Source organism: Bellilinea sp., from assembly GCF_034432615.1.
Lineage (GTDB): Bacteria > Chloroflexota > Anaerolineae > Anaerolineales > Anaerolineaceae > Bellilinea.
This window is the reverse complement of the sequence record NZ_DAOUBL010000281.1, coordinates 1-14,409: the sequence shown is the minus strand read 5'-3', so window position 1 is coordinate 14,409 and position 14,409 is coordinate 1. Positions and strand designations below refer to the sequence as shown.

Sequence of the window (14,409 nt, the reverse complement as noted above, 5' to 3'; positions counted from 1 at the left end):
CGGCTTAACCCCCAGCGGTTCAACTCATTCCATAAAGCCCCAAAGGCCACTTCCACAGCAGCCGAGGAGCTCAGTCCGGCGCCAATCGGCACAGATGAAGTATACACTGCGCGGATGCCGCTGACCGGTAAACCGCGTTGAAGCGCAGCCCAGGCCACCCCGGCAGGATAGCGCGTCCAATCGGGCAACGCCTGAGGCTGCAGGTTTTCTAAATCAAAAGTAATTTTTTCCCCAAGATCAAGCGCCGTCAGTTCGACCCGGGTGTGCCCGGTTTCAACCGCCTGTAAATGGACATAGCGGTCAATGGCGGCCGGTAAGACGATGCCGTCGTTGTAGTCCACATGTTCTCCCAGCAAATTCACTCACCCGGGAGCGTGGATATCCCATTGAGGAGCAGGGAGGGACGGGGATAGGGGTTTTATCATGCTGGCCTGCCGTTTTCGATCAATTGTTTTTTACGTTGGTGAGTGAGTTTCTTCAATTGAGCTTCACGCCGCATGGCATCCTGCCGGGTGGGCTGCTCTTCTACATATACAAGGCGAACGGGCAGGTGCAGGCGGGTGTAACGTGCCCCCTTGCCTGAATTATGCTGCCGCTCACGGCGGTGCGGGTCGGTGCTCCAACCAGTGTAGAAACTGCCATCGCTGCATTCAAGAATGTAGCAGTAATACCCCATAGGTTACTTGGATGGCTTATTTCCTTTATCCTGTTCACGCGGGCGTTTACCCAAACCGAACAGCCTGCCAATCACCTGACCGCTGGTGGGCAAAATGGAAGGTGTTGAGGGTACATCCCACATCCCTTCCAGGCGGTCATTCCACCATAAAATGCGCTGCTGTTGAGCGCTGTTCAGCGCATGATGAAGCGCCTGATCATCCTGATTGAGAAGCATCTCGCGGAAGTCTTCCAGTTCACCAATCAGGGCATCCAGCAGACGGATGGCATTATCACTGTTATGGATGGCGGACTGTCCCAGCAATTTTTGTTCATTGAGGTGCAGGAGGGGCTCGGTGACTTCCAGAAAGGAGCGACCGGCAAGCTTTCTGCCTTCGCGCCAGCCGGGCTGGTTCATTGCGGCGCGCATCAAACCGGCGGCGGCCAGTTTGGGGAGTAAATCCACCATGGCCATCAGTCCATCGGCTTCAAAGGGATCTGCGTAAAAAGGCTTTCCGCCGATCATTTCCGCCAGATCACCGGCCAGTTTGAGGGCATCAGCGTGGGTTTCGGGTGGGGCAGTGATGACGATTAACCCCCGCTGGAAGTAATCCGGGCTGGCTTTGTCAAGGGATTCGTCCATATCTGTAAGGAAAGCGGGGTTGAGGGCAGGCGTAAAGGAAATCAGGTAGCGTTCTTCGGGCAGCAGGTTTTTCGCCCAGTTGAATACCGTGTTGGAGAGCGGCGAGGTGTCCAGAATCACCGCACCGGGTTTCAGAGAGGGGGCAATGGCTTCCAGAGTGGGATGAATCTCGTCCACCGGCAGACACAGGATGACCACATCGGCTTTTTCAACTGCGGCGTGTAAGTTATGGATGATGCGGTCAATGGCTTTGAGGTGGAGCGCCTTTTGTTCGGCAATCAAGTCGGCATCCGATCCCACTCGTTCCAATTGAGCGGTGTTTTTTTGCAGCGCCAGCCCGATAGAAACGGCGGTCTGATTTAAACCTAAAAGAGAGATGCGTAAAGCCATTAATTTCCTCCCAGTAAGAGGTAGAGGAGATTGGGTAAAGCCGGGTTCATGATTAATGAAAACACGTCAAAACCCAGGCGCGAGGGGATGATCAGCAAACCAATCAGGATCAAAGCGCCATACGGCCGGATGACGCTCATCACCCGCGCCAGTGAGGGCGGTGCGAAATATTCAACAATTTTATCCCCATCCAGCGGCGCCAGCGGAATCAGGTTGAACAACATCAAGATCAGATTAATGAAGATAAATTCCAGCAGGAATTGATAGGGGGTAGGGAAAAAACCCGGCAGTGGACTGCTGGAGGAGAAGGTGACCAGTCCAAGCCGCAGTGGAATGGCGGCTACGGCTGCCAGCAAAAAGTTGGAAAACGGACCGGCCAGTGAAACCCACATCAGCGCGGCTGGTGAGCGACGGTTAAGCGCGTAGGGATTGACCGGTACCGGTTTAGCCCAGCCAAAACCGGCAATCAACAGCATGAGGGAGCCAAACGGGTCGAGGTGACTGAGTGGGTTGAGCGTCAACCGCCCGTATTGACGCGGGGTTTCATCGCCAAAGCGGGTTGCCGTCCAGGCGTGCGCAAATTCATGCACGCTGAAAGCAATAATCAAGATGAAAATGCGACTGATGATGGTTTGTGGATCGAGATTCAGCATGAAACGATTATATCATGGGTGGTATAATGCGGGCATGTTGCCAGATTTGCAGCTCAATGATGTGGTGCGCCTGCGTAAACCACACCCGTGCGGCGGGTACGAGTGGAAAATTGTGCGTCTGGGGGCGGATATTGGGCTGGAATGCTGCACCTGTCAACGGCGCGTGCTGTTGACCCGCCGGGAATTAGCCCGCCGATTGAAAGCAATTGTATCGCGAGAGAGCCATGAGCAAAACCCCGCCGGATAAACCGCACATCCTTTTCCTGTTTTCCGATACCGGCGGTGGACACCGCAGCGCCGCCGAAGCCATTATTGAGGCGATTGGGCTGGAATTTGGGGATCAGATCGGTACGGAGATGGTGGATATTTTTTTGCAATACGCCCCGCCGCCGATTAACCTGGCACCCCGCATTTATCCGACCCTTTCGCGTATGCCGGATTTGTGGGAACTGGGCTACCGTATCTCGGATGGTAAACGCAGAACCCGCTTTGCCTATACCATGCTCTGGCCGTATGTGCGCCGCTCGCTTGACCGGCTTCTGGAAGAACATCCGGCATCGCTGGTGGTTTCGGTTCACCAATTGATCAACACGCCGGTTTCCAGGGCTACAAAAAAATTGGGTATCCCCTTCATCACGGTTGTGACCGATCTGGTTTCCACTCACGCAGCCTGGTATTGCAATCAGGCTGATCTGGTGGTGGTGCCGACCGAGGAAGCCTACCAGCGCGGCCTGGAAATGGGTTTGAAAGCGGACCAAATGCGGGTGGTGGGTCTGCCGGTTGCTGACCGATTTTGTAAGCCGCTGGCGGATGAGCGCGTTCTGCGGGAACAGCTCGGCTGGCGTCAGGATTTGCCGGTGGCAGTGCTGGTCGGCGGTGGCGAGGGTATGGGGCCGCTGGCAACCACAGCACGGGCGATTGATGAGGCTCACTTGCCGCTGCAATTGATCATTGTTACCGGAAGGAACCGCATTCTCAGGGAACAGCTGGAACGGGTGCGCTGGCAAATTCCGGTCAAAGTGTATGGATTTGTGACCGAAATGCCCGAATTTATGCGCGCAGCGGATATTTTGATTACTAAAGCCGGCCCCGGCACGATTTGCGAAGCCTTCATTGCCGGTTTGCCATTAATCCTCTACAGCAAAATGCCCGGTCAAGAGGATGGAAATGTGGATTTCGTTGTTGAACATGGTGCGGGTGTTTGGGCGCCGCAGCCCGGACTGGTGGTGAGGGCGCTCCAACACTGGTTGAAACGGCCGGAAGAACGCCTGAAAACCGCCCGGATTTCATTGAAACTGGGACGACCGCAGGCCGCCCGCCAGATTGCCCGTCTGCTGGTGGAACGAGCCTGCCGACAGTCATCTGCCAAAATACGGGTATAATTTGATTATGCCTATTCTGGATGCACGAACGCTGGAATTTTTCAGTCGCAGCGCCGATCAAACCCGCCGGCTGGGAATGCGTTTGGGGGGGCTCTTGCAGACGGGGGATGTTGTGCTATTACAGGGCGAATTGGGCAGCGGAAAAACGACCCTGGTTCAAGGCATGGCCCAGGGTTGGGGTTCTTTGGATGCAGTGTCCAGCCCTACCTTTGTACTGGTTAACGTGTACCGCCGGCCGGATGGTCATGCACTTTATCATCTGGATGCTTACCGCTTGAAATCGGCGGCTGAAGCACTGGAATTGGATCTGGACTGGATGATGGAAAGCGGCGCTCTGGTGGTGGAGTGGCCTGAAAACATTCAAGCGGCCTTGCCGCGCGAACACTTGCTGGTGCGCCTGAACTGGATTGCAGAAGAACAGCGCGGTATGGTTTTTCTGGCTCAGGGCAGCCGTTATGAAACGCTGGTGCAGGAATTTCGTCAGCGGGTCGTGGGAGGTTAAATGCTGCTGGCACTGGATACTTCGACGCAGTATGCCGGTGTTGCCCTCTACGAAGGGGCGCAGGTGATTGGGGAAGCCGTCTGGCGTACCCAAAACCATCACACGGTGGAAGTAGCGCCAGCCTTGCAGGACTTGATGAATCGCTGCGGGGTGCGCACGGCTGATTTGAAAGCAATTGGCGTTGCACTGGGGCCGGGTTCGTTCACCAGTTTGCGGATTGGACTTGCGCTGGCTAAGGGGATGGCGCTGGCTGCTAAAATCCCGCTGATTGGTATCCCCACCTTTGATATCCTCACGGCTGCCCAGCCGGTGCAAAACCTGCCGCTGGTGGTTGCCTTACAGGCGGGCCGGGGAAGGCTCGCAGTGGGCCGCTACCAGCCGAAGGGCAGCCATTGGGAAAGTCAATCTGAACCGCAGGTGATGAGTGTTGATGAACTGGCTCAGTCTATCGAAACGCCGACGCTGGTATGCGGTGAGTTAAATGCTGCTGAACGGGTAACCCTGGCGCGCAAAAGGCGGCTGGTCATTCTGGCCTCTCCAGCGTCCTCTTTAAGGAGGCCGTCCTATTTGGCGGAACTGGCATGGAAACGCTGGCGTAGCAACAAGCTGGATGATCCCATCCGTCTTGCGCCAATCTATCTCAGCACTGCAGAGGGGGTAACGGTTTGAAAGAAACCCTTTCGTCGGCGCGGTTGAAAATCCGCCCAATGGAACTTCGGGATGTCCCGCGAGTCCGTGAGATTGATGTGGCTTCGTTTTCTTTGCCTTGGCCGGAACGTTCTTTCCGTTTTGAAATTACGGAAAATCCAGCTTCTCGTTTGTGGGTGGCTGAAATTGAAACGCCCGATGGACACAATGTGGTGGTGGGAATGGTGGTGATGTGGCAGGTGCTGGATGAGGCGCATATCGGCACCTTTGCAATTCATCCGGCGTACCGCCGCAAGGGGATTGGCTGCCGCCTGCTGGCGGAATCCCTGCTGGAGGTTTATGCGATGGGCGTTCGGCAATGTTACCTGGAAGTGCGCCGCTCGAACCTGGCCGCCCAAAACCTGTATAAAAAATTTGGATTTGAAGTCACATCTGTGCGCAGCGGTTATTACCGGGATAATGGGGAAGATGCGTTGATCATGACGCTTGAAAACATCAACCCCCAGAAACTGCGCAACTTTTTGCAGGGTTGTGACGATGAGAATGGAACAATTCCTTTCGGGGAGAAAGACCATGGATCAACCAGATGAAATCTTGAGAAAAGTCGCTGCTGAAGTATCCGTGTGTCAACGCTGCCAGTTGAGTTATTCGCGGAAAAAGGCCGTGCCGGGTGAGGGTCCTTCCAATGCTGAAGTCATGTTCATCGGCGAAGGACCGGGTTTTTATGAAAATGAACAGGGTCGTCCGTTTGTGGGAGCAGCCGGCAAGTTTTTGGATGAATTGTTGCAGCGTGCCGGCCTCAAAAGAGAAACGGTATTTATTACCAACGTGGTTAAGTGCCGCCCGCCGGGTAACCGTGACCCTCTCCCTGAGGAGCTGGCAGCCTGCAATGACTATCTGGAACAGCAAATTCGGGCGATTAATCCGCTGGTCATCGTTACCCTGGGACGGTATTCCATGGCGCGATTTCTGCCGAATGTACGCATCAGTGATGTGCACGGTAAAGCCCGCTGGCTGGATGGGCGGCTGGTTGTGCCGATGTTTCATCCGGCTGCAGCGCTGCATCAACCCTCGCTGAAAAGTGCCGTGGTGGAGGATTTTTCCAAACTAGCAGGCTACATTCAACAGGCGCGTCAAAATCGGCATACTGTTAAAGACAGCCAGCCAGTTTCAAAACAGGAATCCGAAGAGGAAGAACAACCCAAACCCACCCAATTGAGTCTTTTCTAGGGGCTTCCGCCCGGTTTATTCCTGATTTCGTATTTGAAAGAGAAAAAAAAATGACGACCGAATCCTATCAACAGCAGTTGATTGAAAAATTCAAGACCCGCACGGCAAAAGTTGCCATCCTCGGTATGGGATATGTGGGCCTTCCGCTGGCAGTCGTGTTTGCTGAAGCCGGTTTTGAAGTTACCGGTATTGACCTGGTTGAGAGTAAGGTGGCTGCGCTCAATCGCGGCGAAAGTTATATTCTGGATGTGCCCCAGGAGCAGGTTAAGCGTCTGGTGGAACAGGGCAGGCTGAAGGCTACAACCGAATATGCAGCCTTACAGGCAGCCGATGCTGTTTCCATTTGTGTGCCGACGCCGCTGCGCAAGACCGGCGACCCCGATTTATCCTTTATCGTCAGTGCGGCTGAGGGGCTGGCGCCCTATGCTCATGCCGGTATGGTGATCGTTCTGGAATCCAGCACATACCCTGGCACCACCCGTGAACTGGTGCTGCCTGCCTTGTGCGCTCGGCCCGGCCTGGCGATCGGGGAAAATATCTTCTTAGCCTTTTCACCAGAGCGGGTTGACCCCGGACGAAAGGATTGGACGACCTACAATACTCCCAAAGTGTTGGGCGGCATTACCCCGCATTGTACTGAAGTGGCTGCGGCATGGTATGGTGAGGCTCTCCAAACGGTGGTGCCGGTCTCTTCGACCGAAGTTGCTGAAATGGCCAAATTGTTGGAAAACACCTTCCGCATGATTAACATCGGGCTGGTCAATGAACTGGCAATCATGTGCAACCGCCTGAAAGTGGATGTGTGGGAGGTGATCGAAGCGGCAGCCACCAAGCCGTTCGGCTTCATGAAGTTTACCCCCGGACCGGGCTTGGGCGGGCATTGTATTCCAATTGATCCGCTCTACCTGTCCTGGAAACTGAAATCACTGAATTATACGGCGCGTTTCATTGAGCTGGCCTCCGAAATCAACACCAATATGCCGCGCTTTGTGGTGGGAAAAGTTCAGGATGCCTTGAATGACCATCATAAACCCTTGCGCGACAGCAAAGTACTGGTGCTGGGAGCGGCTTACAAGCCGGATGTGGACGATTTGCGCGAATCGCCGGCACTGGACGTGATTCATCTACTGCGTGAGAAGGGCGCACTGGTCCGATATCACGATCCCTATATCCCGGTCATTGACCACAACGAGTATCATCTCGAAACAGTAGATGATCTGTTGGGTGCAGTCGGTGAGGCGGATTGTGTGGTCATCATTACCAATCACTCGGTTTACGATTATCCTGCCATTCTTGAAAGGGCAAAATTGATCGTAGATACGCGCAATGCACTCGGTAAACAGGGGCGCAATCATCCCAAAGTGGTGAGGTTGTAATGACCCTGCGCTATCTGGTTACTGGCGCAGCCGGCTTTATTGGCGCGCGGGTGGTGCAGCTGCTGGTGGAGCAGGGGCATCAGGTGGTGGGGGTGGACAATCTCAATGCGGCCTACGATGTCCGTTTGAAGCAATACCGCCTTGAGAAACTCAGCAAATTTGCTTCCTTCCAATTCCACCGCGAGGATGTGGCTGACCGGACTGCCATGCGGGATTTATTCCATCAATACCGACCTTTTGATGCAGTCATTCATCTTGCGGCACGTGCCGGTGTGCGTGCCAGCACGCAGGACCCCTGGGAGTTTGAACGCTCCAATTCGGCCGGCACGCTCACCTTGCTGGAAATGTGCCATCAGTTTGATTGTAATAAATTCGTGTTTGCCTCAACCTCATCCATCTATGGCGCAAATCCGCCTTACCCGACTCCCGAGGAAGCCGACAGCAGCCATCCTTTACAACCCTATGCTGCCACCAAAAAAGCCGGCGAGGTGATGTGTCACGCCTATCATCATTTATATGGGTTGGATGTAACCATCTTCCGGTTTTTTACGGTTTATGGGCCGGCCGGTCGGCCGGACCTGGCCATGTTTCGTTTTGTTCAGTGGATTGCCGAGGAACGTCCGGTCAAAATCAATGGAGATGGCAGGCAGTCACGCGGATTTACCTATATTGACGATGTCGCTCGTGGTGTGCTGCTTGGGCTGAAACCTTTGGGGTTTGAGGTAATCAATCTCGGCGGGCATGAATCCATCAGCGTGCTGGATCTGGTGAAACTGATTGAAGAATTGCTGGGCAAAAAGGCCCGGCTGGAATTTTTGCCGTTTCACCCGGCTGATATGATGAAAAATCTGGCGGATGTACGCAAGGCAAACCGGTTGTTAGGCTGGCAGCCGCAGGTCAACCTGAGGGAGGGGGTTCAAAATCTGGTCAACTGGTATCTGCAAGAGCGTGAGTGGGCCAGCCAGATTATAACGGATGGATAGTGAGAAAGCGCTGGTTGCAACAGTGGCGGGAGGATCGTTTATTACGCACCGTGGTGCGTAATTCATCTTACCTGTTCTCCTCCAATACCATCAGCATGGGGCTGGCCTCCTTGCAGGGCCTGCTGGCAGCTGCCTTATTGAATGTCGGCGATTACGGATTGCTGGGGATGATCATCGCTTTTGCTTCGAATGTCAATCGCCTTCTTTCCTTCCGCATGAACGAACTGGTCATCAAGTATGCCGGGCAGTATCTGGCGGAGGAAAAAAAATCCCGCGCCGCCGCAATCATTAAAGCCGCCGGCCTGAGCGAAGCAATGACTTCGCTGGTCGCGTATGGATTGCTCATTCTTACCGCCCAACTGGCAGCCGTTTACATCATAAAAGACCCGCGAGCTGCGCCGTGGATTGTGCTGTACGGGCTGGCGCTGCTGGCTAATCTGGTGACAGAAACGGCCACAGCGGTTTTACAACTGGGTAATCACTTTCGTACACTGGCAGTTTTGAACCTGAGTCAGAACCTGCTCACCGCTGGCTGGATTGGCACAGTTTTCCTGCTGCGTGGCGGCCTGTTTGACGTGTTGATGGCGTATCTGGCCGGCAAGGTTGTTTATGGGCTTGGTTTGATGATTGCAGCTGTTTACTGGATGCCGTCGCTGGTGGGCAAGGGCTGGTGGCGGGTTGCGCTTTCCGATCTGAGTGGGAAGAAAGAACTGGCAAAATTTGCCGTCAGCACCAATCTCAGTCAGACGGTCAACATGCTGATTCGGGACAACGAAGTCCTGTGGGTGGGGTTCTTCCTGTCGCCGGTGGAAGCGGGGTACTACAAATTTGGTTTGGCAATCATGAATGTGATTGTTTTACCCATCTCGCCTTTCATCCAGACAACTTTTCCGGAAATCAACCGTGCAGTGGCTCTGCGCATCTGGGATCGCCTGCGCTCACTGCTGCGCCGCACCAGCCTGATTGCCGCCGTGTGGAGCGGACTGGCGGGAGTGGGAATGCTCATTTTTGGTCCGTATCTCTTGACTTTATTCAAGGATGGGGCCTATTTACCCGCCTTTCCGGTGATTCTGGTTTTATTTGCCGGCTTCAGTTTTGCAAACCTGTTCTACTGGAACCGGCCGCTGTTGCTGGCGCTGGGTAACCCCAACTTCCCATTGCTGGTCACCTTTGCGGTTGGCTTGATCAAAACGGTTTTGATGTTCTTGCTGGTGCGGCAGTATGGGGTTATGATGCAGGCGGTTTTGATGAGCGGTTATTTCATCACTTCGATTGGATTGAACGTCATCAAGGGGCTGCGGCAGGTTGATCTTTTGCAAAAAACTTCCGAGCAGGTTCAGCCGGCGTGAAAATTTGCTGTATTACTTCGTTTCGTATTCCATCCAAAGCTGCCAACAGTATCCAGGTGATGAAAGTTGGGCAGGCGCTTTCTCAGCTGGGGCATGAGGTGCTGATGTATGCTCCTGGTAATGTGCACACCCCCTGGAAAGAACTGGCTGCTTTATATGGTTTGAGTTTGCCTTTTGAAGTCAACTGGCTGCCCGATTATCCGCAATTGAAGCGCTACGATTTTGCAGTGAATGCTGTTCAACAGGCTGTGCGCCGAAAAGCAGAGATGATTTACACGTGGCTGCCGCAAGCCGGTTTGATGGCATTGTTGGGCGGTTTTCCGGTGGTTCTGGAAATTCATGACCGCCCGACCGGTCGGCTGGGAGCCTGGTTGTTGCGGCGCATGATCCAATGGCGCGGAGAGAAGCGTTTTGTGGTAATTACCCGTGCGCTGGAACGGGCCTTACGTGAGGAATTTTCACTCCCATTGAAAGCAGATGAGGTGGTCATTGCCCCCAATGGGGTGGATTTGGAACGTTTTCAACAGCTGCCGAAGCCGGAGGAAGCCCGTCGTTTGCTGAATTTACCCCAGGGACTGACCGCAGTTTACAGCGGTCATTTGTATGCAGGGCGGGGCATGGATTTATTGCTGGGGTTGGCTAAACGTTTCCCACAGATTTACTTTGTGTGGGTAGGAGGACAGCCGGATGCGGTAGAATCATACCGTGAGGTAATCACCGTGCGCGGGCTGACCAATATCACCTTGACCGGTTTCATCGAAAACCAACGCCTGCCGCTGTATCAGGCAGCTGGCGAAATTTTGCTGATGCCCTACGAATGGCAAATTGCCGGCAGCGGCGGAGGTAATTCCGCCGATATTTGCAGTCCGATGAAGATGTTTGAATATCTGGCTTGCGGACGGGCAATTTTAACCAGCGATTTACCCGTCCTGCACGAAGTCTTGAACGAAACCAACGCAGTTTTCTGCCCGCCACAGGATATAGACGGCTGGAGCGCGGCGCTTTCTAACCTGGTGAATGATCCGTTGCGCATTGAATTGCTCGGTAAAAATGCCCGCGAAACAGCGCGCCGGTACACCTGGCTGGCCCGCCAGGAAAAAATTTTGGCCGGATTTCCGCCTGGAGGAAAGGGTCGAGTATGAGCAGCGCTACCCCTAAGGTGATTTTGCTGGTTGGATTGACTTCACTGGCGGGCGGTTTTGCGCTCACTGGGCTGGTTGAAGGGCGGGTTTCCTTACAAGGCGGATTGGGTAGTGCGGTGCTGCTTGCTGCTGCCGGTTTTCTGCTGTGGTTGTTCTTAAAATTTACAACATCGCCCCGTTGGGTGGGGATGGCTGTCAGCATTGCCTTTTTAATAAGGTTACTGGTTGGTGTCGGGTTATCCCTGGCCTTACCGGTCTGGGGACATGAAAGCGACGTTTCACGGGCTGGCTATCTGTTTTTCGATGCGTACACCCGTGACCGGCAGGCGTGGAATCTGGCGCAATCGGGAAATTCGCTGCTGGAGGCATTTGGCAACGAATTTTCCGGTGATCAGTATGGGGGGATGCTGGCTCTCAGCGCGCTGGTTTACCGGCTGCTCAGCCCGGAGGTTCACCGCCCGTATCTGATTTTGATTTTGACCGCGTTTGCTGCTGCTGCGGCATTACCATTCTTTTACCAGGCTGTGGGCAAGTATTTTGGTGCTTCAGTCGCCGCGCTGGCGGTGTGGATGGTTGTGCTTTACCCCGAAAGTGTTCTGCTGGGGGCTTCTCAAATGCGCGACCCAATCCTGATCGGACTGGGGGGAGTAGCTTTCTGGATGGTCAGCCGCTGGCAGGATGCACCACGGCGGATGACCGCCGGATTATTGTTGATCCTGACCGTCACGGCGATGTTTTCCTATCTGGTGGCGCTTCCTCTGGCTGGCGTGCTCTTTCTCTGGTGGTGGATAGAATATTCGCCGCAGGTCAAACAACCCAAAATACGCCGGCTGGTGTGGATTGGGGTCGCTGTAGCGGGTGCGGTCATCTTGCTGGGTATGGCAGCCTGGCTGCGTGAGACTGCCTTGTGGGATGCGCGGTTAACCGAAGCGGGCTCCGGGAAGATTCAAGCCCTGTTCAAGTCCTTGCCGGATCCATTGGAGCTGCCTTTTCTGGTGGTTTATGGTTTGCTGCAGCCGGTGTTGCCGGCCGCCTTGTTTGACCCTTCCAAACCGCTGTGGACGGTCATTTCCAGCCTTCGTTCGCTGGGCTGGTATTTGATGCTGCCGCTTTTGGGTTATGTTCCTTTTGGCTTGCGCTGGCAAAGGCCGGGATTGCAGCGTAGTTTGATTTTTTTGACTTTGATGGTTGTGCTTGGCTGGAGTTTACTTTCCAGTTTTCGCGCCGGCGGCGATTTATGGGACAACCCGCGCTACCGCACCTTGTTGCTGCCGTGGCTTGCGCTGCTGGCGAGCTGGGCGTACCTCACCGCCCGCCAGTACCGGGATGTATGGCTTGCCCGCCTTCTGGCCTGTGAAGGGGTCTTTCTCCTCACATTTGGGGTGTGGTATGCCAATCGTAGTTTTCGGCTGGGGTTGGAATTGTCTTTCTTACAGGTTGCCGGGATGACAGGCATCTTGTGCGGTTTGATATTGGCAGCAGGTTACTGGCATGACCAGCGGCAGAGGATAAAGACGGGAAAAGGATGAGTTCGGTTCAACCAGCGCTCAAGATTTGGATGCGAATTTACTTCTGGCTGATTGCCAGCCTGGGGCTGGGGGCAGTGGCCTGGACGGCGTCAATTCCGGCGGATGAAAAAGGGGCTGTACTGTTCGGCTTTTCGATGGCACGTTTGATTTTGCTGGCGGGTATTTTCTTGCTGGCAATGGGCTTTATTTGGGGGGGATGGGCAATTCCTCGTGGCAGCCGAATTGCCGAAAGAATTCGTGGATGGCTGAATGACTCGAAATCTCGTCAGGTGATCCTCACCGCTGCCGGATTACTCATCCTCGTGGGGTGGCTGGCGGGGTTCATGCCGGCTTACTGGTTTCGAGTTTATCAGTATTATTTTGTGCGCCTCCGGCCGATGATGGTGTGGCTGGGTTGCGCCGGTTTACTGACCTTGTTGATGGTTTGTATGCCGGGAATAAAGGATCGCTGGCAGGCGTGGAAAAACACCCTCAAAGAATACAAAGAATTGCTGCGGGCGGCAGGGATCACATCAGGTATTTTTGCGGCAATCTGGCTGATTGCTGCGATTACCGGCCTGGGTATCATCGCGGAGCCTTATTTTTGGGATGAAGCCAGCGTGCCGCTGCTGGCGGTGCAGATTGTCCTGTGTATCTTTGTAACCGTTGGAATTAACCGCTGGGTGTTTTCCTCGGGCAAACTGGAAAGGCATCCCCTGATCGGGTGGGTTGTATTTCTTTCGGTGTGGTTGTTTGCCTTTCTCCTCTGGTATGTTACTCCATTAAAGCACAGTTATTTTGCACCCGGCCCGCGCCCGCCGAATTACCTTTTCTATCCCTATTCGGATGCCGAATTTTATGACCTCGCCGCCCAGTATATTCTGATTGGGCAGGGGGTTTTAAACGGTATCCCGATGGATAAACCGCTGTACGCCATGTTCCTGGCGTTGATTCATGCGGTTGTGGGGCAGGGATATGAAGAAACCATCCATTTGCAAATTGCTGTGCTGGCGTTGATGCCGGCCATGCTTTACCTGCTGGGCTCGCAAATGGTCAACCGTCCGACGGGGTTGTTGATGGGGCTGCTGGCTGCTTTTCATCAGCGCAATGCGATTGCTGCCACTCCTTTCATCAAGGTTTCCCATTCTAAATTGATGCTGACCGAATACCCCACTGCCTTGCTGCTGGTGATTTTTGCCCTGTTTGCTTTCCGCTGGCTGAAAGGCAGGCAGCGGCTATCCTGGGTGGATGCCGTTCTGGCGGGCGGTTTTTTGGGCCTGGCGATGCTGGTACGTCCCAATGCGTTGATGGTCTTGCCGTTTGTGTTGCTGCTGGCGTGGGCTGCCAACCGCCGGCAGATCCAGAAATGGCTGCTCGGGTCGGCAGTTATTGTTTTCATGGTCAGCGTAACCATTCTGCCGTTCATGCTCGAAATCCCTAAAGGTTTCAACGAACCGTACTTAATCATTAAAATCCGGGCAATTTTGGAGAGCCGTATCTTGACCGATGAACCGCGTGGCTCGATTCCACTGGCTGAACAGCTGGCAGCAGATGAGGGCTTCCCTTGGGGAGAGGCAGGACAACCTCAATCCACTTTGCTGGATGGATTGGAACGCTTTGCCTATGTACCGCGCCACTTTTTCCACAACATGATTATGACGGTTATGTTGCTGCCGAACACCTTTGCCTTACATGATCTGCGCCACACGCTGGAAGCGCCCTATTGGAGGGATGTTCGGCAGTGGCAGGGGGAATTACCCCCCGGGGCTGGTTTGTTTTTACCTTTGAATTTGTTAATTCTGGCGGTGGGGGTTGGCACCGCCTGGCAGCGAAGTAAAGCGGCCGGGCTGGTGCCTTTGATGATGCTGCCGGGTTATTTTCTGGCAAATTCGCTGGCGCGCAATTCGGGTTGGCGCTATTTAGTACCGATGGATTGGGTGGTGCTGGTT

The 14,409-nt window shown here is 54.3% G+C and carries 16 protein-coding genes; 12 read left to right on the top strand and 4 right to left on the bottom strand.

The annotated features are described in order from the left end of the window. From VAE48_RS12890 to VAE48_RS12875, 4 genes are all read right to left on the bottom strand, one after another. The coding region (locus tag VAE48_RS12890) for a galactokinase family protein (protein WP_322793739.1) at nt 1-356 on the bottom strand (356 nt) is incomplete at its 3' end. Nucleotides 357-421: 65 nt separating this feature from the next. Further along, nucleotides 422-676 (bottom strand): GIY-YIG nuclease family protein, encoded by a 255-nt coding sequence (locus tag VAE48_RS12885; RefSeq protein WP_322793738.1) that lies wholly within the window; start codon nt 674-676, stop codon nt 422-424. Nucleotides 677-679: 3 nt separating this feature from the next. Beyond that, nucleotides 680-1,687: a prephenate dehydrogenase/arogenate dehydrogenase family protein gene (locus tag VAE48_RS12880; protein ID WP_322793737.1), complete on the bottom strand. Its 1,008-nt coding sequence runs from the start codon at nt 1,685-1,687 to the stop codon at nt 680-682. Further along, the gene (locus VAE48_RS12875; protein ID WP_322793736.1) at nt 1,687-2,340 is read right to left on the bottom strand and encodes a site-2 protease family protein; all 654 of its coding nucleotides are present in this window, start codon (nt 2,338-2,340) and stop codon (nt 1,687-1,689) included. Before VAE48_RS12875 ends, VAE48_RS12880 begins: the two co-directional genes overlap by 1 nt. Between VAE48_RS12875 and VAE48_RS12870 the strand changes: the two genes are divergently transcribed. The 12 genes from VAE48_RS12870 to VAE48_RS12815 all read left to right on the top strand — a co-directional run. Further along, a complete protein-coding gene (locus VAE48_RS12870) occupies nt 2,339-2,587 on the top strand; it encodes a DUF951 domain-containing protein (RefSeq protein ID WP_322793735.1) in 249 nt (82 codons plus the stop codon). The two genes, VAE48_RS12875 and VAE48_RS12870, sit on opposite strands and share 2 nt — an antisense overlap. Continuing rightward, a complete protein-coding gene (locus VAE48_RS12865; protein WP_322793734.1) occupies nt 2,565-3,722 on the top strand; it encodes an MGDG synthase family glycosyltransferase in 1,158 nt (385 codons plus the stop codon). The genes VAE48_RS12870 and VAE48_RS12865 overlap by 23 nt, the downstream gene beginning before the upstream one ends. A gap of 7 nt (nt 3,723-3,729) precedes the next feature. Next, nucleotides 3,730-4,224 carry a tRNA (adenosine(37)-N6)-threonylcarbamoyltransferase complex ATPase subunit type 1 TsaE gene (gene tsaE / locus VAE48_RS12860; protein ID WP_322793733.1) on the top strand — a complete coding sequence of 165 codons (495 nt, stop codon included), beginning with the start codon at nt 3,730-3,732 and terminating at the stop codon, nt 4,222-4,224. Further along, the gene (tsaB, locus tag VAE48_RS12855; RefSeq protein WP_322793732.1) at nt 4,225-4,893 is read left to right on the top strand and encodes a tRNA (adenosine(37)-N6)-threonylcarbamoyltransferase complex dimerization subunit type 1 TsaB; all 669 of its coding nucleotides are present in this window, start codon (nt 4,225-4,227) and stop codon (nt 4,891-4,893) included. Next, nucleotides 4,890-5,462 carry a ribosomal protein S18-alanine N-acetyltransferase gene (gene rimI, locus VAE48_RS12850; protein WP_322793731.1) on the top strand — a complete coding sequence of 191 codons (573 nt, stop codon included), beginning with the start codon at nt 4,890-4,892 and terminating at the stop codon, nt 5,460-5,462. The genes tsaB and rimI overlap by 4 nt, the downstream gene beginning before the upstream one ends. Next, nucleotides 5,446-6,102: a uracil-DNA glycosylase gene (locus tag VAE48_RS12845; protein ID WP_322793730.1), complete on the top strand. Its 657-nt coding sequence runs from the start codon at nt 5,446-5,448 to the stop codon at nt 6,100-6,102. The genes rimI and VAE48_RS12845 overlap by 17 nt, the downstream gene beginning before the upstream one ends. Before the next feature lie 50 nt (nt 6,103-6,152). Further along, nucleotides 6,153-7,478, top strand: coding sequence for a nucleotide sugar dehydrogenase (locus VAE48_RS12840; protein WP_322793729.1), 1,326 nt, complete (start codon nt 6,153-6,155; stop codon nt 7,476-7,478). Next, nucleotides 7,478-8,461: an NAD-dependent epimerase/dehydratase family protein gene (locus VAE48_RS12835; RefSeq protein ID WP_322793728.1), complete on the top strand. Its 984-nt coding sequence runs from the start codon at nt 7,478-7,480 to the stop codon at nt 8,459-8,461. Before VAE48_RS12840 ends, VAE48_RS12835 begins: the two co-directional genes overlap by 1 nt. Beyond that, the gene (locus tag VAE48_RS12830) at nt 8,461-9,810 is read left to right on the top strand and encodes a lipopolysaccharide biosynthesis protein (RefSeq protein WP_322793727.1); all 1,350 of its coding nucleotides are present in this window, start codon (nt 8,461-8,463) and stop codon (nt 9,808-9,810) included. Before VAE48_RS12835 ends, VAE48_RS12830 begins: the two co-directional genes overlap by 1 nt. After that, on the top strand, nt 9,807-10,952 hold the full coding sequence (locus VAE48_RS12825) for a glycosyltransferase family 4 protein (protein ID WP_322793726.1): 1,146 nt from the start codon (nt 9,807-9,809) through the stop codon (nt 10,950-10,952). Before VAE48_RS12830 ends, VAE48_RS12825 begins: the two co-directional genes overlap by 4 nt. Further along, entirely contained in the window at nt 10,949-12,481 is a 1,533-nt protein-coding gene (locus VAE48_RS12820) for a hypothetical protein (protein WP_322793725.1), read from the top strand. The genes VAE48_RS12825 and VAE48_RS12820 overlap by 4 nt, the downstream gene beginning before the upstream one ends. Next, a partial coding sequence (locus VAE48_RS12815; protein WP_322793724.1) for a glycosyltransferase family 39 protein occupies nt 12,478-14,409 on the top strand: 1,932 nt, incomplete at its 3' end. The genes VAE48_RS12820 and VAE48_RS12815, both read left to right, overlap by 4 nt.

Bases quoted from the DNA above. Each gene is read 5' to 3' on its own strand.
- VAE48_RS12870 (WP_322793735.1), top strand. From the start codon at position 2,339: ATGAAACGATTATATCATGGGTGGTATAATGCGGGCATGTTGCCAGAT.
- VAE48_RS12820 (WP_322793725.1), top strand. From the start codon at position 10,949: ATGAGCAGCGCTACCCCTAAGGTGATTTTGCTGGTTGGATTGACTTCA.
- VAE48_RS12875 (WP_322793736.1), bottom strand. From the start codon at position 2,340: ATGCTGAATCTCGATCCACAAACCATCATCAGTCGCATTTTCATCTTG.
- VAE48_RS12865 (WP_322793734.1), top strand. From the start codon at position 2,565: ATGAGCAAAACCCCGCCGGATAAACCGCACATCCTTTTCCTGTTTTCC.
- VAE48_RS12835 (WP_322793728.1), top strand. From the start codon at position 7,478: ATGACCCTGCGCTATCTGGTTACTGGCGCAGCCGGCTTTATTGGCGCG.
- VAE48_RS12840 (WP_322793729.1), top strand. From the start codon at position 6,153: ATGACGACCGAATCCTATCAACAGCAGTTGATTGAAAAATTCAAGACC.
- VAE48_RS12845 (WP_322793730.1), top strand. From the start codon at position 5,446: ATGGATCAACCAGATGAAATCTTGAGAAAAGTCGCTGCTGAAGTATCC.
- tsaE (WP_322793733.1), top strand. From the start codon at position 3,730: ATGCCTATTCTGGATGCACGAACGCTGGAATTTTTCAGTCGCAGCGCC.
- tsaB (WP_322793732.1), top strand. From the start codon at position 4,225: ATGCTGCTGGCACTGGATACTTCGACGCAGTATGCCGGTGTTGCCCTC.
- VAE48_RS12885 (WP_322793738.1), bottom strand. From the start codon at position 676: ATGGGGTATTACTGCTACATTCTTGAATGCAGCGATGGCAGTTTCTAC.
- VAE48_RS12880 (WP_322793737.1), bottom strand. From the start codon at position 1,687: ATGGCTTTACGCATCTCTCTTTTAGGTTTAAATCAGACCGCCGTTTCT.